This is a genomic window from Variovorax stachyos, assembly GCF_051400855.1.
Taxonomy (GTDB): domain Bacteria; phylum Pseudomonadota; class Gammaproteobacteria; order Burkholderiales; family Burkholderiaceae_C; genus Variovorax.
Window position 1 is genome coordinate 500,782 of sequence record NZ_JBLFFN010000001.1, and the last position, 15,786, is coordinate 516,567.

The 15,786-nt window shown below is 68.9% G+C and carries 17 protein-coding genes; 3 read left to right on the plus strand and 14 right to left on the minus strand.

Going from position 1 to position 15,786, the window contains the following annotated elements; genetic code table 11:
* Nucleotides 1-46: 46 nt before the first annotated feature.
* Complete coding sequence (locus ACMGEZ_RS02460) at nucleotides 47-598, minus strand: hypothetical protein (protein ID WP_436820649.1); 552 nt, start codon at nucleotides 596-598, stop codon at nucleotides 47-49.
* A 168-nt stretch (nucleotides 599-766) separates the two neighbouring features.
* On the opposite strand from ACMGEZ_RS02460, the gene ACMGEZ_RS02465 reads away from it, so the two are divergent.
* Together ACMGEZ_RS02465 and ACMGEZ_RS02470 are read left to right on the plus strand one after the other, a co-directional pair.
* Nucleotides 767-1,240, plus strand: coding sequence for a hypothetical protein (locus ACMGEZ_RS02465; RefSeq protein WP_436820650.1), 474 nt, complete (start codon nucleotides 767-769; stop codon nucleotides 1,238-1,240).
* Nucleotides 1,230-1,721 carry a YybH family protein gene (locus ACMGEZ_RS02470; protein WP_436820651.1) on the plus strand — a complete coding sequence of 164 codons (492 nt, stop codon included), beginning with the start codon at nucleotides 1,230-1,232 and terminating at the stop codon, nucleotides 1,719-1,721. The genes ACMGEZ_RS02465 and ACMGEZ_RS02470 overlap by 11 nt, the downstream gene beginning before the upstream one ends.
* A 6-nt stretch (nucleotides 1,722-1,727) precedes the next feature.
* On the opposite strand, the gene ACMGEZ_RS02475 is transcribed toward ACMGEZ_RS02470, so the two are convergent.
* The 11 genes from ACMGEZ_RS02475 to ACMGEZ_RS02525 all read right to left on the minus strand — a co-directional run bounded on the left by ACMGEZ_RS02475 (nucleotide 1,728) and on the right by ACMGEZ_RS02525 (nucleotide 13,347).
* Nucleotides 1,728-3,152, minus strand: coding sequence for a hypothetical protein (locus ACMGEZ_RS02475; protein ID WP_436820652.1), 1,425 nt, complete (start codon nucleotides 3,150-3,152; stop codon nucleotides 1,728-1,730).
* 82 nt (nucleotides 3,153-3,234) lie between these two features.
* Nucleotides 3,235-3,597, minus strand: a complete 363-nt coding sequence (locus tag ACMGEZ_RS02480; protein WP_436820653.1) for a cupredoxin domain-containing protein — start codon at nucleotides 3,595-3,597, stop codon at nucleotides 3,235-3,237.
* 2 nt (nucleotides 3,598-3,599) lie between these two features.
* Nucleotides 3,600-4,571 carry a tripartite tricarboxylate transporter substrate-binding protein gene (locus ACMGEZ_RS02485; RefSeq protein WP_436820654.1) on the minus strand — a complete coding sequence of 324 codons (972 nt, stop codon included), beginning with the start codon at nucleotides 4,569-4,571 and terminating at the stop codon, nucleotides 3,600-3,602.
* Between the two features lie 143 nt (nucleotides 4,572-4,714).
* Complete coding sequence (locus tag ACMGEZ_RS02490; RefSeq protein WP_436820655.1) at nucleotides 4,715-6,352, minus strand: 3-(methylthio)propionyl-CoA ligase; 1,638 nt, start codon at nucleotides 6,350-6,352, stop codon at nucleotides 4,715-4,717.
* Between the two features lie 49 nt (nucleotides 6,353-6,401).
* Nucleotides 6,402-7,397, minus strand: a complete 996-nt coding sequence (locus ACMGEZ_RS02495; RefSeq protein WP_436820656.1) for a Bug family tripartite tricarboxylate transporter substrate binding protein — start codon at nucleotides 7,395-7,397, stop codon at nucleotides 6,402-6,404.
* Nucleotides 7,398-7,406: 9 nt separating this feature from the next.
* Nucleotides 7,407-8,141: a Sua5/YciO/YrdC/YwlC family protein gene (locus tag ACMGEZ_RS02500; RefSeq protein WP_436820657.1), complete on the minus strand. Its 735-nt coding sequence runs from the start codon at nucleotides 8,139-8,141 to the stop codon at nucleotides 7,407-7,409.
* 37 nt (nucleotides 8,142-8,178) lie between these two features.
* Nucleotides 8,179-9,294, minus strand: a complete 1,116-nt coding sequence (locus ACMGEZ_RS02505) for a TauD/TfdA family dioxygenase (protein ID WP_436820658.1) — start codon at nucleotides 9,292-9,294, stop codon at nucleotides 8,179-8,181.
* A gap of 28 nt (nucleotides 9,295-9,322) precedes the next feature.
* Nucleotides 9,323-10,252, minus strand: a complete 930-nt coding sequence (locus tag ACMGEZ_RS02510) for a Bug family tripartite tricarboxylate transporter substrate binding protein (protein WP_436820659.1) — start codon at nucleotides 10,250-10,252, stop codon at nucleotides 9,323-9,325.
* A gap of 98 nt (nucleotides 10,253-10,350) precedes the next feature.
* On the minus strand, nucleotides 10,351-11,007 hold the full coding sequence (leuD, locus tag ACMGEZ_RS02515) for a 3-isopropylmalate dehydratase small subunit (protein ID WP_436820812.1): 657 nt from the start codon (nucleotides 11,005-11,007) through the stop codon (nucleotides 10,351-10,353).
* Between the two features lie 64 nt (nucleotides 11,008-11,071).
* Nucleotides 11,072-12,475: a 3-isopropylmalate dehydratase large subunit gene (gene leuC, locus ACMGEZ_RS02520; RefSeq protein WP_436820660.1), complete on the minus strand. Its 1,404-nt coding sequence runs from the start codon at nucleotides 12,473-12,475 to the stop codon at nucleotides 11,072-11,074.
* Nucleotides 12,475-13,347, minus strand: coding sequence for an isocitrate lyase/PEP mutase family protein (locus tag ACMGEZ_RS02525; protein WP_436820661.1), 873 nt, complete (start codon nucleotides 13,345-13,347; stop codon nucleotides 12,475-12,477). The genes leuC and ACMGEZ_RS02525 overlap by 1 nt, the downstream gene beginning before the upstream one ends.
* A 99-nt stretch (nucleotides 13,348-13,446) precedes the next feature.
* On the opposite strand from ACMGEZ_RS02525, the gene ACMGEZ_RS02530 reads away from it, so the two are divergent.
* Nucleotides 13,447-14,250, plus strand: coding sequence for a GntR family transcriptional regulator (locus ACMGEZ_RS02530; RefSeq protein WP_436820662.1), 804 nt, complete (start codon nucleotides 13,447-13,449; stop codon nucleotides 14,248-14,250).
* 6 nt (nucleotides 14,251-14,256) lie between these two features.
* Here ACMGEZ_RS02530 and ACMGEZ_RS02535 read toward each other — a convergent pair whose 3' ends face one another.
* Together ACMGEZ_RS02535 and ACMGEZ_RS02540 are read right to left on the minus strand one after the other, a co-directional pair.
* Nucleotides 14,257-15,240, minus strand: coding sequence for a Bug family tripartite tricarboxylate transporter substrate binding protein (locus ACMGEZ_RS02535; RefSeq protein WP_436820663.1), 984 nt, complete (start codon nucleotides 15,238-15,240; stop codon nucleotides 14,257-14,259).
* A gap of 30 nt (nucleotides 15,241-15,270) precedes the next feature.
* Complete coding sequence (locus ACMGEZ_RS02540; RefSeq protein ID WP_436820664.1) at nucleotides 15,271-15,741, minus strand: DUF3237 domain-containing protein; 471 nt, start codon at nucleotides 15,739-15,741, stop codon at nucleotides 15,271-15,273.
* Nucleotides 15,742-15,786 lie beyond the last annotated feature (45 nt).

Below are 15,786 nucleotides of genomic sequence, written 5' to 3' on the forward strand. Positions count from 1 at the left end.
CTCTTTGGAATAGTGGTGGATGAGCAGGGTGCGCGGGCATCTCGCGTCAATGCCCCAGGACTTCGTCCTCGGGCGCGGGCCCTCTGTACGCTGCGGGAAGTTGCTCGACGGGAATGAGGTGAGGCGCCGGCACGGCGGCAACCGCCTGCGCCGGTGGCGCGACGACCGCGGGCGCGACAGCCGCTGCCTGGGCCTGGGCCTCGATCACGACGGATCGCCCCGCGCCGGTCAGCGTGACGCGGTCGGATTCGATCGCGGTGACGACGAGGCCCTCGACGCGGTCGCCCGCGCGAAGCTGCAGAAGTTGCGAGTCCGTCGTGCGGCGCACCATCGCGAAGCTGCCGGCGCCGGCGATAACCGTGCCTTCGAGCTTGAGCGCCGGTGCGAGCGTCGCGGTCTCGATCGATCCGGAGGTGGATGCGCTGCACACGTCGGGTGCGGCCGCGTGGTCCGCGACCTGCGGGACCGGAGGCGGCGCGGCCACTGCGACCGGGACGACGGCATCGTCGTGCTGCCACCACGTCACTGCCGATACGACGATGAGCACCGTCATCAGCCACCACGGCCAGCGAGCGCGATCTCCCTGGGAAAGTTGCATGTCGGTCTTATCGGGTTCGCCAGCGCAGCATTTGGAAGCGGCGTAGGTTAGTCGCGCCCCTGCGTGCCTGGAAGACGATCAACGGTCAATGCGTTCATCGCAGGTGAGCGCTTGCGCGAGGCTGCAACGCTGGAGATACTGCCGGGCTTCTCGAAAAGGATGACGACGATGTTGTTGAAATGGATCTCGGCCGGTGCCCGGGCCTCGGTGATGGCCGGGGCCTTGCTGCTCACGCTTCATGCTTCGGCCGATCCGCTGTTGCGCGATGGCATGCGGCTCGCCGGCCACGACCCGCTCGTCGACCCCGTGCTGCGGCGCTTTACCGGCAAGGTGACCGGTCTCGGCGCGGCCAACAAGGCGGGCCACATCTACACGCTGCGCGTCGAGCCGATCGGTCCGAAGATGGTGGCGCCGGCGCGCAATGAACTGCGCGGCTGGCGGCTCACCGTGCTGAAGGGAGCGCGCTTCGGCAGCGTCTACTGGGTGCACGGCAACACCGCGAACGAAATCACCGTGCGCAGCAAGGAGGGCTGGCTCGACGGGATGACCGCGGGCGACCTGTTCGTCGTCGAGCAGCTCGACCCCGTTGCGCCGCCAGCCACCTCGCGCCGGGACGATGACAGGCTGCCGCATGTGGTCTGAGCGCGTGCGCCCGCTGCTCGTCGCCGGGAGCCTGATGATTTCAGGCGCCGTGTGGGCGCAAAGCGGAAAACTGCCGGCCGATGCGGTCGACGGCTTCCATGCGGCGCTCAAGCGCAAGGACACGGCCGGCGCGCTCTCCCACCTGGACCGTTCGCTGGTCGTGTTCGAGTTCGGCACCACGGACGCGACGATCGAGGCCTATGCGCTGAGCCATTTGCCGGCCGACATGGACATGGCCGCCATCGCCGACTGGACCCTGCAGGCCCGGCGCCTCGGCGGCAGCGGCAATGAGCGCTGGGTGCTGAGCACCTACCGCATCAGCGGCAAGCGGCCCGACGGCAAGGCGATCGACCAGGTGATGCTCGAGACGGCGATCGTGCGGCGCGTCGGCGAGAGCTTCCGCATCGCCCACCTGCACTGGTCGAGCGACAAGAACGACTTCCAGTCCTGGGCCCAGACGCAGAAGCGTCCCCCGCCCTGACGGCCATCAGCCCACGATCGGCTGGGCCATGATCCACAGGCTCAGGCTCGTATAGGCCACCATCAGCGCGAGCATCGGCAGCTGGCTCAACAGTGCTGCACGGTGGCTTGCGAAGCGCCGCGCCGCTTCGATGTGCGCGACGATGACCGCCAGCACATGGCCCACGACGACCAGTGCAACCGCGACGTACCAGTACACGGCCGGGCTGACGATGCCGAGATCGACGGCACGGCCGCGCGTGCCGAACAGGTTCCAGCCCCAGCCGAACGGGTCCGACGCGAGCGGGATGATGAACTGCCCGGTGGTCAGCAGCAGCGATGCGTAGTGCGCGAGGTGGTAGGCCACGGCGATCGGCACGAGGCTCCAGACCATGGCGTTCAGGTCCGCATGGGTTCGGCCTTTGCTGTGCGCGCCGCCTGCCAGGTGCAGCATCCATGCGCCGACGCCGCGAAAGATCAGCACGAAGGCGAGCGGGAACAGCAGCAGCACGACGGTGTTCAGCCACTGCGTCTCGTCCAGGCCTGTCGCGGAGGAGAGCGCGAACAGCGTCTCGGCCACCGGGCGCGAGGTCTGCGCGGCGGTCCCGATGCGATCCATCAGCGGCGTCTCGTGAAAGCCGTCGAAGGTGACGGTCGCGAGCATCAGCAGCACGAACGCGGCCATCGAATTCGACACCGGCTCGTTCGTCAGCAAGCCGGCGGCATAGGGCCGCAGGCGCAGACGCGCCCGCTCGCCCGGCGCCGAGCTGCGCAGTTCGAAGGGTGCGAAGCGACCCAGTACCCGGAACACCATCGCGAAGGCGTCGGCCTGGCGGCGCCAGACCTCCACGCCGAAGAGCAGCATGCCGCTCCAGCTCGACGCCGAGTAGGCCAGCAGCGCGGTGGCGATGGCGCGCGGCACGTCCTTGTCCTGCCAGACCAGCTCGGCCCACGCGAAGACGAAGAACAGCGCGACCGCCGGCCACGCCCCCAGCCACGCCGGGTAGGCCCGACCCAGGGACTCCCGGCAGCCGATCACGCGAACGGCTGCGCGATACATCGCAGGCAGCGGGTTGACGACTTCCCACAGGTCGCCGACGAGCGCGCACAAGAAGGCCATGCCGACCCACCACAGCACCCAGACCATCGTGACGATCAGGTTCGCATACGCGTCGGGATTGCCGAAGAAGCCGGCCGCCAGTGTCAACACGAACAGTGCGCAGGAGACGGTGCGCAGCACCATCGCGAGCGGATGCGCCACGCGGCGCAGCGGCAAAAAGCGCAGCAGGTCGACGCTGCGAAGGAATCCCGTGCCGAAGTCGTGCTGCCGCGCGAACAGCGCCAGCGCCGCGAAGGTCAGCACGAGGGTCGCGCCGGCCCCCGTGAGCCACAGCCACAACGGCAGCGGCAGGTCGAAGCGCTGCCCGAAGCCATGTGCATGCGCCGTGGCCACCGCGCACGCCATGGCAAGAACCGGGACGGCCCTGGCCAGCGCGCGGCGCAAGCGCTCGAATCGGGATCTGCTCAGAGCGCGCCTACGGATGGACTTCGATGAACAGCACGGCGCGGTGATTGCCAGGGCCCTCGCGATGCTCGTGAACGGGAAAACGGCCGGCCAGATCGGCCTTGAACGTCAGCAGCGCTGGCGCGGGCGGTGCGACCTTGGTATCGATGTCGTAGCCATGCAGATGCAGCACCATCGGCTTGTCGCTGCTGAGGCGCACCTGGACCTGGTCGCCCTGGCGCACCTTCAGCGTCTCGTTGCCCTTGACCCGGCCGCCCGCGAGCTCGACCGAGAAGGACTGCGAAGTGGCGGCCGCGGCGGTGCCTGCGATCGTCACCAGCGCTGCCAGTGCGATCAGCCGCAGGCGCGCTCGATTCATCAAGACGGCATTCATGCTCAGTCCGCGTACTGGCCGGCAGTCTTGATGACCGAGCCCCACTTCTCCAGCTCGGCCTCGACGAACTTCTTGTGCTCAGGCCCATTGACCCGCGCGTCGTTGATGACGACCGCGCCGAGCCCCTCCTGGCTCTTGACGAAGACCGGATCTTTCAATGCCACTTTCAGCGCCGCGTTGATCTTGTCGGTCACCGCCTTGGGCGTGCCCTTGGGGGCGAAGAGGCCGTGCCAGATGCTGACGTCGAAGCCCTTGAGGCCGCTCTCGTCGAGCGTCGGCAACGCGGCCAGCGCGGGGGTCGTCAGGCGCTTTTGCGTGGTCACCGCATAGGCCTTGACCATCTTGCCTTCGATCTGCGCGGTCGTGTTGGTGGTCTGGTCGCACATGATGTCGACCTGGCCGCTGATGAGTTCGGTCATGGCGGGCGCCGTGCCCCTGTACGAGATGGTTTGCATCTCGACCTTCAGCGCGTTCTGCAACATCAACCCGCACAGGTGCGAGGCGGAGCCGACACCGGCGTTGGCGATGTTGATCTTGCCGCGGTTGTCTGCCAGCCATTTACGCAGCTCGTCGAAGTTGGTGGCGGGCAGTGTCTTCTTGCTGATCACCGTCATCGGGACCTCGTTGATCAAACCGAGGTACTCGAAGTCGTCGAGGGTCTTGTAGGGCAGCTTGCGGTACAGCGCGGGCGAAGTGGCCATGCTGACGTGGTGCAGCAGCAGCGTGTAGCCATCGTTGGGCGCGCGCGCCGCCTTGGCAGCACCGATCGTGCCGCCGGCGCCGCCTGCGTTGTCGACAACGACCGCGACATTGCCCAGGGGCTTGCGCAGCGCTTCCGCGAAATCGCGCGCCACCTTGTCGGTCGGCCCACCGGCGGCGAACGGCACGACGATCGTGATCGACTTGTCGGGATACTCGGCGAAAGCGGGGAGCGCGGCAAGGGCCGCGATCGCGATCGTGAACAGGCGCTTCATTGAAGATCTCGCAGGATGTGAAGCCGAAGATGCTAGTCGGCGGCCTGCCCCCGCAGAAGACGTCCAGCCGTCAAGTCGTTCACTTCAGGTGAACGCGGGATAGCTCTGGCTCGTTCTCGCTGCGGCTCAATTCGCTAGCGGATTCAGTGGCGCACCTGGGTCGGCAGCCTGTAGTCCTCGAGCTGCTCCCGAAGCCGCGTCTTGAGGATCTTGCCGGTCGCCCCCAGCGGCATCGTCTCGACGAACACCACGTCGTCCGGGATCTGCCACTTGGCGATCTTGCCTTCGTAGAACGCGAGCAGCTCCTCGCGCGTCACGTCGGCGCCGGGTTTCGTGGCGACGATCACGATCGGGCGCTCGTCCCACTTCGGGTGCGCAACGCCGATGCAGGCGGCCAGCGCGACCGCAGGGTGCGCGACGGCGATGTTCTCGATGCCGATCGAGCTGATCCACTCGCCGCCGGACTTGATCACGTCCTTGCTGCGGTCGGTGATCTGCAGGTAGCCATCGGCATCGATGGTCGCCACGTCGCCGGTGGGAAACCAGCCGTCGACCAGCGGATCGCCATCCTCGCTGTTGAAGTACTTCTTGACGATCCACGGCCCCTTCACCAGCAGGTCCCCGGTGGCCTTGCCGTCCCACGGCAGCTCGACGCCCTGGCCGTCGACGATCTTCATGTCGACGCCGAACACCGCCCTCCCCTGCTTCTCGAGAACGGCCAGTTGCGCCTCGGCGTCCATCGACAGGTGCTTCTTCTTGAGCGCGCACAGCGTGCCCAGCGGACTCATCTCGGTCATGCCCCAGCCGTGCAGCACATCGACGCCGTAGGCCTTGAAGCTGCGCAGCATGGCCGGCGGGCAGGCCGCGCCGCCGATCACCGTGCGTTCGAGCGTGGAGAACGTCAGGTCGTTGGCCTGCAGGTGGCCCAGCAGCATCTGCCACACGGTGGGAACGCCGGCCGCGAAGCTGACGGCTTCGCTCTCGATGAGTTCGTAGATGGACTTGCCATCCAACGCCGGGCCGGGGAACACCAGCTTGCAGCCCGTGAGCGCTGCCGAGTACGGGATGCCCCAGGCGTTGACGTGGAACATCGGCACCACCGGCAGCACGGCGTCGCGCGCCGAGAGGCCCATCACGTCGGGCAGTGCCGAGCCGTAGGCGTGCAGCAGCGTCGAGCGATGGCTGTAGAGCGTCGCCTTCGGGTTGCCCGTGGTGCCGCTCGTGTAGCACATGCTCGACGCCGAGTTCTCGTCGAAGCTCGGCCAGGCGTAGCGCTCGGACTGGCCGCCGATCCAGGCTTCGTAGCTCACCAGGTTGGCGATGCCGCTGTCTGCGGGCAACTTGTCTGCATCGCACAGTGCGATCCATTGCCTGACCGTGGGGCAGCGGGCGTGCACGGCCTGCACCAGCGGGAGGAAGCTGGTGTCGAAGGCAAGGACCTGGTCTTCGGCGTGGTTGACGATCCAGGCGACCTGGTCGGGATGCAGCCGCGGATTGATGGTGTGCAGCACCCGCCCGGCGCCCGAGACGCCGTAGTACAGCTCCAGGTGTCGATAGCCGTTCCAGGCAATGGTGGCGACGCGGTCGGACATCGCCAGGCCTTGCGCGTCCAGCGCGTTGGCCACCTGCCGAGCCCGGCGCGCGACCTCGGTCCAGGTGCTGCGGTGGATGTCGCCCTCGACGCGGCGCGAAACGATCTCGGCGTCGCCGTGGTGGAGTTCGGCGAAGTCGATCAGGTTGGAGATCAGCAGGGGCTGGTCCTGCATCAGGCCTTGGAGCATGGGTTTCCGTTCGTGAAGGTTCGAGAGCGGGGAGCAGGAAGGACGGCCGTCATCCGTCGATGACGATCTTTCTCTGGGCGACGAGCTGCTTCCACATCGCCAGTTCGTTGGCGATGGTCCGGCCCACGTCGGCCTGGCCGGTGACCACCGTTTGCCCGAGCTCCTGCATGCGCGTGACCACCGCGGGGGTCGCCAGCACCTCGGCCAGCGCCTTGCGGATCGTCGCGGTCACTGCTGGCGGCAGGCCGGGCGGGCCCATGAGCGCGAACCAGCCCGGCGCGTCGAAGTTGGGCACGCCGCTCTCCGCGATGGTCGGCACATCCGGTATCGCGGGCAGCCGCTGCAGCGAGCTGACACCGATGGCCCGCAGCCTGCCGCTCGCGATGAAGGACGAGGTGCCCGTGTAGGTCAGGAAGGCGAACTGCACGTCGCCCGCGATCAACGCGGTGATCGCGGGCACGGCGCCACGGTACGGCACATGCACCGCAAAGGTCCCCGTGCGCAGCTTGAGCAGCTCGCCGGCGAGGTGGCTGACGCTGCCGGCGCCGCCCGACCCATAGCTCAGCTTGCCGGGCTCCCTGCGCATCGCCTCGATCAGCTCGCGCGTGCTGCGAATGCCGCTGGCCGCCGGCACGACGAGCACCTGCGGCAACTGGGACGCCATCGCGATCGGCGTGAAGCCGGCCACCGGGTCGTAGCCCGGGTTGCGCAGCGACGGCACGATGGTCAGGGGCGCGTTGTCGAGCAGGCCGAGCGTGTGGCCATCAGGGGCGGACCGCGCGACCTCGGACGCGGCGATGGTGCCGCTCGCGCCGGGCTTGTAGTCGACCACCACGGGCTGGCCCAGCAGCTTTGTGAGCGGCACCGAGAGCTCGCGCGCCAGGATGTCGGAGGAACCGCCCGGCGTGTAGCCGAGCAGCAGGCGCACCGGCTTGCTCGGCCAGGCTTGCGCCTGCGCGCGGCCGCCCAGCATCGCGAGCGCGATGGCGGCTGCGCCGCCGGCAAGCGCCGAGCGGCGCCGCGGATCGAAGAGCGCTGCGTGCATGGCCTCCTCCTATTCGACGTTCTTCAATGCGAACTCGTTGAGGTGCCCGGACGGCAGCGCCTCGACGCCCGGATCCGCCGGCAGCTCGACGTCGAACCAGCGCTTGAGGACGCCGGAAATCAATTCGTAGCAGGCGCCCATGCGGATCACCTCCATGGTCTCGAAGTTGATCAGCGTCCCGGCCCGGCGATAGATGTGATAGCGGCGCAGGCCGTAGTCGATGGTGATGTCGGCGATCTGCTTCAGTTCATCGGGAATCTCCTCGACGCCGAACCGCGTGCCGGTCCCCGAGATGTTGGCCGACGAGCCGAACAGCGGCACCACCTCCTCGCGGCTCAGGCGGCACAGCTCCGCGTGGAAGACGCCGGCGTTGACCAGCGTGCTGATCGTGCCGGCGGCCGTGCTCGCCTTGATGGCGTCGTCGTCCAGCTTGCGGATCAAGGGATGGTCGTGCCGGAACGTGCCGACCACGCCCAGGGGCAGGTCGTGATCGACGACGAGCGCCTCCACCATCTGCTGCGCCCGGGGCGGCAGCGTATGCAGCTCGCGCTGCGTCTCCAGGTCCGCCGCCATCGCATTGCGCTTGTGGCTGCCGCGGCGCTTGGTGTCGTAGATCTTCTTCAGCGGATCCATGGAGGAGCCGCAACAGGCGTAGCCCGTGTCGTTGGGCACGATGGCGATGCCGCCGTTCTTGATCACGTCGATGGTGCGGCGGGCGTCGCCGGCGATGTCGAGTCTGCTCATGATTTCTCCTGGGTCCGTGGTTCGGTGGTTCGGTGGGTCAGTTCGAGAATCCGGGTCCGAGCCGCATGCCCATCGCCTCCGCCTGCTCGGCATCGAAGCGCCGGCACGCATCGTCGTAGTGCTGCCCGTAGGCGCCGCCCCGCACCACGCCGGGCTCGGTGGATTCGTAGAAGCCATTCCAGCCTGCCGGCAGGCGTGGCGAATCGGGCGTGGCCAGCCACAGGCGGAACAGCAGCCGCTTCTTCTCAGGATCGGGGTCGTCCTGGAACTGGGTGCGCGAATGCAGCGCGGTGAAGTTGCTGAGGATCTGCAGGTCGCCCGGCTCGAGCCGCATCGAGTACATGAAGGCGGGCCGGCGCACGATCTCATCCAGCAGGTCCATCGCCTCCCGCTGCTTCGCGGTGATGCGCGGCGCGCCCGGCAGCTTCTCGCCCTGCTCCACGCGGTTGCGCACCCACATGCAGAACACCTCGCCGTCCATCTCGCCGTACACCGGCATCAGGCGGAAGGCGGCCAGGCCCTCGGCCTGCTCCCCTTGGCGGCTGAAGGGCAGCGGCTCGCGCAGGGCCTCGGCCAGGTCGGGGCGCTCGGCCATCAACTGGCGCCAGGCCGCGGTCGAGCTCGCGCACATGCTGTCGCCGCCCACGGGCGCCTGGTTGAAGCAGCTCAGCAGCACGATGTCGGCGCCGTCGACGTGGAAGTCCAGCTCCGCATTCGACGAATAGCCGCGGCCCGTGGGGCTGCGATAGACGGTGCCCGCGTCCTGCACCCGGTTGATGTAGCGTGTCATCTTGTCCTGCGGGCGCGCCACGCCCACATGGAGGCCGACGGCCCAGGTCAGCAGCTCGAACTCGTCCGGCGTGACGCCCTCGCGCGGAAAGCCCTTGAGCAGCGCGACGCCCAGGCCGTGCTGCGCCTCGTCGACTGCACGGCGGATCTTCGCGAGCGCCGCGGGACCGAAAGGAAAGTCGCTGCGCCGGTAGCCCAGCAGCGGCTGCCCGGGCCGGTGCCCGGCGCGCAGCACCCGCAACAGGTCGGCGCGCTCGGCATCGTCGAAGTGCGTCATCCAGCGCGCATCTCGGGCCAGGTCGGCGCTGTGCCAGGCGGCGGCATCGCGACCAGCGGCGGGAGTGGTGGTCGTCACGGTGCTCATCGTGCAGTGGCTCCTGTCGATGCGGATCTCATTCGAGCGGGAAGCGCTTGGCCAAGGCGTCGGCGCGGTCGCGCTCGCGCTGGACCATCGCCGCGAATTCGGCGGGCGTGTTGCCCAGCGGCTCCGCGCCGATGGCGGCAAAGGCCTTGCGCACCGCCTCGCTCTTCGCTGCCTCGCGCAACGCGCTTGCGATGCCCTGCTGGATGTCGGCCGGCGTTCCCTTCGGCACGAAGATGCCGTACCAGGTGGTCGTGTCGAAACTGGTAAAGCCCTGCTCGATGGCCGTCGGCACGTCCGGCAAGATCGACGAGCGCTTGTCGCCCATGGTCATGATGACCTTCAGCGCGCCGGAGCGCACATGCGGCAGCACCGCCGTGCTGCCGGCGATGGCGAACGAGATGTTGTTGGCCACCAGGTCGGTGATCAGCTGGCCGCCGCCCTTGTAGTTGGCGACGATGAGGTTGGGCAGCGCGCTCTCGGCGCTCAGCATGCGCGCCTGCAGCCGCGCCATGTTCTCGGTGGTGCCGAGCGAGCATGGGGTCGCGGCCGTCTTGCAGTGCCGCACCATCTCGGCCATGGTCGTGACCGGCACCGCGGCATTGGCCGCCACGACGCCGGGCAGCGTCGAGAACGCCGACACCGGCACCAGTTGCGACACGGGATCGGTCCCCTTGAAGGCAGGCAGGTGCCGGATCAGCGTGATCGAGGGCAGTTGCACCAGCAGCGTGAGGCCGTTGGGCTTGGCGTCGATCACGCGGCGGGTGCCGATCAGCCCGTCGGCGCCGCCGAGGTTCTCGACCACCACGGGCTGGCCCCAGAGCTGCGACAGCTCCTTGGCCACGACGCGCGCCTGCGCATCGGTGCCGCCGCCGGCGGCGTAGGGCACCACCATCGTCACCGGGTGTTCCGGCTTCCAACCGGCGGCACCGGCGGCGAGCGGAAGACCGGATGCCGCCACTGCGGCCACTGTGGCCAGCGCTGCAGTGCATGGGCGCAGCCTCCGGCCGGCGCGCCGGAAAAGGCCCCACGCCGGTTGAAATACGCACTTCATCATCTTCATGTCTCCTTGGTTCGTGATTGGCAAGGCATGGGCAGCGGGTGGGCCGCAGACGGCCAGGCCCATGGCCGCTGCGCTCGGTCGGCCTGCTGCCAGGCGCGTATGCGGGCCTCGTCTCGCAGCGTGAGGCCGATGTCGTCCAGGCCGTGGAGCAGGGCTTCGCGGCGCAGCGGGTCGATGGTGAACGTGGTCCGCGCGCCCGAAGGCGCAATCAGCACGCGCCGTTCGAGGTCGACCGTGAGCGGGGCTCCGTCGGCGCAGGCCGCGGCCAGTGCCTCGACCACGGGGGCCGGCAGGCGGATTGGCAACACGCCGTTCTGGAAGCAGTTGCCGTAGAAGATGTCACCGAAGCTGGGCGCGACGACGCAGCGCACGCCGATGCCCTGCAGGGCCCACACCGCGCCCTCGCGCGAGGAGCCGCAGCCGAAGTTGTCGCCGGCCAGCAGGATCGGGGCGCCTCGGAACATGGGCCGGTTCAGGATGAAGTCCGGGTCGTCGCTGCCGTCGGCGCGGTAGCGCAGCGCCTCCATCGCGTAGGGGCCGAGCTGCTCCTTGGGCAGCGAGGTCAGGCGCTCGATGCGGATGATCACGTCGGTGTCGATGTTGGCGCGCGGCAGGTACGGCGCGGCGCCGCTGACGACGGTAAATGGCGAAATGGTCATTGGAGAACCTCCGCCCTGCGGGCTGCGGTGCCATGAGCCTTCGCAGCGGCCGTGCGGCTCATGCGATGCTCCCGACATCCGCGATGCAGCCGGCAATCGCTGCCGCAGCCGCCATCGCGGGGCTCGCCAGGTGCGTGCGCGCACCCGGCCCCTGGCGGCCGACGAAGTTGCGGTTGGAGGTCGACACCGATCGCTTCTGCGGCGGCACCTGCTCCCCGTTGGCCGCCACGCACATGCTGCAGCCGGGCTCGCGCCAGGCGAAGCCGGCAGCTTCGAACACCTCGCGCAGGCCTTCCGCCTCCGCGGCGCGCTTGACGTTCTCGGAACCCGGCACGACCCACGCCGTGACGCCCGGCGCCACGTGCCTGCCGCGCGCCACTTCGGCAGCGGCGCGCAGGTCGGTGATGCGCGAATTGGCGCACGAGCCGATGAACACCCAATCGACCGGAGTGCCGGCGATGGGCTGCCCCGCCCGCAGGCCCATGTAGTCGAGCGCGGCGGCCAGCGTGTCGCGCTGCGCCGTGTCGGCGACGGTTTGCGGATCAGGCACGCGGCCGTCGATGGCGATGGCGTGCTCGGGACTCGTGCCCCAGGTGATGGTGGGTCGGATGAGCGAGACGTCGATGGACTCTTCCCGATCGAAAACGGCATCGGCATCGCCGGCCAGCAGCCGCCATTGCGCCACCGCCGCATCGAAGGCCTCGCCCTGCGGTGCGAAGGGCCGGCCGCGCAGATAGTCGAAGGTGCGCTGGTCGGGCGCCACCATGCCGCAGCGCGCACCAAGCTCCACCGACAGGTTGCACAGCGTGAGCCGGGCCTCGACCTCCATCGCCTCGATGGCACTGCCCGCGTACTCGATCGCATGGCCGACGCCGGCGGCAGCGCCGAGCTTGCCGATGATGTGCAGCGCGAGGTCCTTGGCGGTGACGCCTGCTCGCAAGCTGCCGTCGCAGCGGATGCGCATGCGCCGGGGCTTCTGCTGGCGCAGCGTCTGCGTGGCCAGGGCATGCGTGCTCTCCGACGAGCCGATGCCGAAGGCCATCGCACCCAGCGCGCCATTGGTGCAGGTGTGGCTGTCGCCGCAAACCACCGTGAGCCCCGGCAGCACGATGCCCAGCTCCGGGCCCATGACATGCACGATGCCCTGCCCGGGCTCTCCCAGGTCGAACAGGCGCACGCCGGCGGCGCGGGTGCGGTCGCGCAGCGCGGTCCACAGCTTGCCGCCGGGCGCGTAGGTCAGCCCGCTGCGCCCGGGCTGGCTCGACATCGCGTGGTCGGGCGTGGCGAACACCAGTTCAGGGTCATGCACCGGCAGGCCGCGCGCCGTGACCTCGGCGAGCGCGGGCGGCCCGGAGAGGTCGTGCAGCAGGTGCCGATCGATGTGCAGCAGCGCCCAGCCATCGCCCAGGTCGCGGATGACGTGGGCGTCCCAGATCTTGTCAAAGAGCGTCCGGCCGGGCATCACTTTTGTTCCATGGCGGTGCCGGCATTGAAGCGCTGGCGCAGTGTGTCCCACTCGTCGGCGCCGAAGCGGCGGAAGGTCTGGGCCACGCTCTGCGTGACCTCGGGCGCCTTGTGCGTGGCCTTGAGCTGGGCGAGCGCCGCGTCGCCGGCCTGGATCGCCGCGGCCAGCATCAGGCCGGGCAGGATCGCCAGCCTGTAGCCCATGGCCTCTGCTTCGCGAAGGTCGAAGATCGGCGTGCGGCCGCCGGGCACCACGTTGAGCAGGCACGGCCCTTTTACGGCCTTGGGCACCGCCGCCACTTCTTCCAGCGACTGCGTGGCCTCGACGAAGACCAGGTCGGCACCGGCGTCGAGCGCCGCGTTGCCGCGCCAGATGGCCTCGTCCAGGCTCAGCATGGCGCGCGCATCGGTGCGGGCGATGATCACGAACTCCTTCGTGCGGCGCGCATCGACCGCGGCGCGGATCTTCGACACGAACTCGGCGCGCGAGACCACTTCCTTGCCGTCCAGATGGCCGCAGCGCTTGGGCGAGACCTGGTCCTCGATGTGGATGGCGGCGACGCCGCGCGACTCGTACTCGCGCACCGTGCGCGTCACGTTCAGTTCATTGCCATAGCCGGTGTCGGCATCCGCGATCAGCGGCACGCTGATGGCGCGCGCCATGGTGGCGGCGTTGGCCACCATTTCGCCCATGTCCAGCAGGCCGAAGTCCGGGTAGCCGCGCGCCGCCGCCGTGCCGGCGCCGGTCATGTACACGGCGTTGAAGCCCGCCTGCTCGATCAGTCGCGCGCCGATGCCGTCATAGGCACCGGGGGCGATGAGCATGCCGGGCGCGGCGAGCAGCTCGCGGAGGGAGGGGTGGGTGGTCATGAGCGGCGGTCTTTCAGCGCAGGTTGGTCTTGCTTGCTTGTCTCAGTTGTTCTAAGACTATCACAACATAACAACAAGTCAACAAGTTATGCTCCCGCCATGAACCTGTCGACTGGAACCACGCCGATGAACGGGGCGCGCGGCACCGCCCTGCACCGGCAGATCTACCTGGTGCTGCGCGACGAGATTTCGCGTGGCCTCTTCCCGAGCGGCGCGTTGCCGAAAGAGGAAGCGCTGTGCGATCGATTCGGTGTCTCGCGCATCACCGTGCGGCGCGCTTTAGGCGACCTGGCGGCGCAGGGCCTGGTCGAGCGCCGGCACGGCCGCGGCACCTTCGTGCGGGGAGAGCCGGGGCAGCTGCGGCCCGTGCCCAGCCTCAGCGTGATAGACAGCCTGCGCATGACGGCCATCGAGACCATCGTCCGCGTCCTCGAGGTCGAGCAGGCCGTGCCGCCGGCCGATGTGGCGAGGCTGCTGCAGATTGCGCCCGGCGAGAAGGCCGTGCACGCGCTGCGCATTCGATCCAACCGCAACGGCCAGCCGGCAATGCTCACGGACGCGTGGGTGCCCGCCGCCGTCGGCCGGCGCGTGACGGCGGCTGCACTCAAGAAGAAGGCGCTTTACGAGATCCTCATGATGCAGGGCGTGAAGTTCGGCCGCGTCGTGCAGGAGTTCAGCGCAACCGTGAGCGACCCGCAGCGCGCCGGCCTGATCCAGACCGAGGTGGGTGCGCCGCTATTGAAGCTGGTGCGGCTGATGCATGACATGGACGAGCGTCCGGTTCTGCACCTGACCGCCTACATGGCCGCCGACCGTGCGAGCGTCATGATGGAGATTGCCGGCGCGACCGTGAATACGCTGACCGCAGGGCAGATCGTGCTGGATGCGCCGTCGATGGAGTAGTGGAGCTCAGTCCGCCTTGAAGCCCGTTGCCGCCACCGCCTTGCCCCAGCTTGCCGTGTCCGCCGCGATGATGCGCGCGAACTCCGCGCCGGTGGTGCCCGTGACGCGGAAGCCTGCGTCCTCGATCTTCTGCCGGCCGTCCGGCGAGCTCACCGCCTTCTGGATGTCGGCGCCGAGCTTCGCCACGATCTCGGGCGGCGTGCGCGCGGGCGCCACGATCCCGAACCACGAGTTGAACTCCAGCGTCGGATAGCCCTGCTCCTTGATCGTGGGCACCTCCGGCAGCGAGGGGCTGCGCGATGCGCCGGTGGTGCCCAGCGCGGCCAGCTTGCCCGACTTCACGTTCGGCGCGGCCAGCCCCACGCTGGCGAACACCCCCTGCACGTCGCCGCTGAACAGCCCGCCCAGCGCGTCGGCCGTGGTCTTGTAGTGCACCGGCTCGGGCTTCTGCTTCACCGCCTCGCCGAACATGTACGCGCCGAAATGCCCGGGCGTGCCGGCGCCGAAGGTCGCCAGGAACAGCCCCTTCTGCTGCTGCGTCCAGGCGACGAACTCCTTCACGTTCCTCGCCGGCACCTTCTGCGGATTGACGAGCAGCACGAAGTCCGAACTCACCACCTGGCTCACCGGGATGAAGTCCTTCTGCGGGTCGTAGGGCAACTTGTTGTAGCTGCTCGGGGCGATGCTGAGCTGGCCGGTCTCGCCGAGCATCAGCGTGTACCCGTCGGGCTGGGCGCGCGCCGCTTCGCCGGCGGCGATCAGGCCGCCGGCGCCGGGCTTGTTGTCCACGATCACGCCCTGACCGCCCCAGTTCTCCGACAGCTTCTGCGCCAGCAGCCGCGCGACGATGTCCGGGCCGGTGCCCGCCGGAAAACCCACGATCAGGCGCACCGGGCGGGCGGGGTACCCCGTCACCTGCGCATGCGCGACGGGCGCCAGGGCGGCACCGATCAAAAGGGCGAGAAGGCTGCGGCGTGCAGGTCGAATCATGGTGTCTCCAGAACAAGAATTGGACCGCGCTCAGGCCAGCGCGAAGAAGCGCATCACCACCTGCGCGGGGTGCCGCACGCCGACGCCGACGAACACGCGCTCGTTGATCCAGCGAAGCGACGGCGCCGCGGTTTCGAAGCGCGGCACGCATCGGAAGTAGATGCGCGCCGGGTCGACTGCCTCGCCGCGCAGCAGGGCCGACATCACGTCGGCGGGCGCCGTGCGCACCGCGTGGTTCTGCACGTAGACGAGCTCCCCGGCCTCCGTTTCCAGGCCGTAGCGCGCATCGAGGATCGACAGGGTTTCGCTGGCGATCAACTGGAAATCGCTGCCTCCCGGCAGCACGCGTGCGCGCCAGCCAACGCCCTGCGCGCTGCCGCCGCTTATCGCGACCACGCGGCGCAGCCCGGCCGGCCCCTGCCCCAGCACCTGGGGGGTGCCGACGTCCACCTGCAAGTCGGCAAAATATTCGAGCGCGGGCGGTGCGAGCGGGTCGGTCATCCGGCTAGCGTAAGTCCGGTGGCCGCGCGGCCCTGTCATCCCCGA

What these genes read in the sequence shown, in the direction of transcription:
- ACMGEZ_RS02460 (WP_436820649.1), bottom strand. Translation starts at nt 598, where the DNA reads ATGCAACTTTCCCAGGGAGATCGCGCTCGCTGGCCGTGGTGGCTGATG.
- ACMGEZ_RS02465 (WP_436820650.1), top strand. Translation starts at nt 767, where the DNA reads ATGTTGTTGAAATGGATCTCGGCCGGTGCCCGGGCCTCGGTGATGGCC.
- ACMGEZ_RS02470 (WP_436820651.1), top strand. Translation starts at nt 1,230, where the DNA reads ATGTGGTCTGAGCGCGTGCGCCCGCTGCTCGTCGCCGGGAGCCTGATG.
- ACMGEZ_RS02480 (WP_436820653.1), bottom strand. Translation starts at nt 3,597, where the DNA reads ATGAATGCCGTCTTGATGAATCGAGCGCGCCTGCGGCTGATCGCACTG.
- ACMGEZ_RS02485 (WP_436820654.1), bottom strand. Translation starts at nt 4,571, where the DNA reads ATGAAGCGCCTGTTCACGATCGCGATCGCGGCCCTTGCCGCGCTCCCC.
- ACMGEZ_RS02490 (WP_436820655.1), bottom strand. Translation starts at nt 6,352, where the DNA reads ATGCTCCAAGGCCTGATGCAGGACCAGCCCCTGCTGATCTCCAACCTG.
- ACMGEZ_RS02495 (WP_436820656.1), bottom strand. Translation starts at nt 7,397, where the DNA reads ATGCACGCAGCGCTCTTCGATCCGCGGCGCCGCTCGGCGCTTGCCGGC.
- ACMGEZ_RS02500 (WP_436820657.1), bottom strand. Translation starts at nt 8,141, where the DNA reads ATGAGCAGACTCGACATCGCCGGCGACGCCCGCCGCACCATCGACGTG.
- ACMGEZ_RS02505 (WP_436820658.1), bottom strand. Translation starts at nt 9,294, where the DNA reads ATGAGCACCGTGACGACCACCACTCCCGCCGCTGGTCGCGATGCCGCC.
- leuC (WP_436820660.1), bottom strand. Translation starts at nt 12,475, where the DNA reads ATGCCCGGCCGGACGCTCTTTGACAAGATCTGGGACGCCCACGTCATC.
- ACMGEZ_RS02525 (WP_436820661.1), bottom strand. Translation starts at nt 13,347, where the DNA reads ATGACCACCCACCCCTCCCTCCGCGAGCTGCTCGCCGCGCCCGGCATG.
- ACMGEZ_RS02530 (WP_436820662.1), top strand. Translation starts at nt 13,447, where the DNA reads ATGAACCTGTCGACTGGAACCACGCCGATGAACGGGGCGCGCGGCACC.
- ACMGEZ_RS02535 (WP_436820663.1), bottom strand. Translation starts at nt 15,240, where the DNA reads ATGATTCGACCTGCACGCCGCAGCCTTCTCGCCCTTTTGATCGGTGCC.
- ACMGEZ_RS02540 (WP_436820664.1), bottom strand. Translation starts at nt 15,741, where the DNA reads ATGACCGACCCGCTCGCACCGCCCGCGCTCGAATATTTTGCCGACTTG.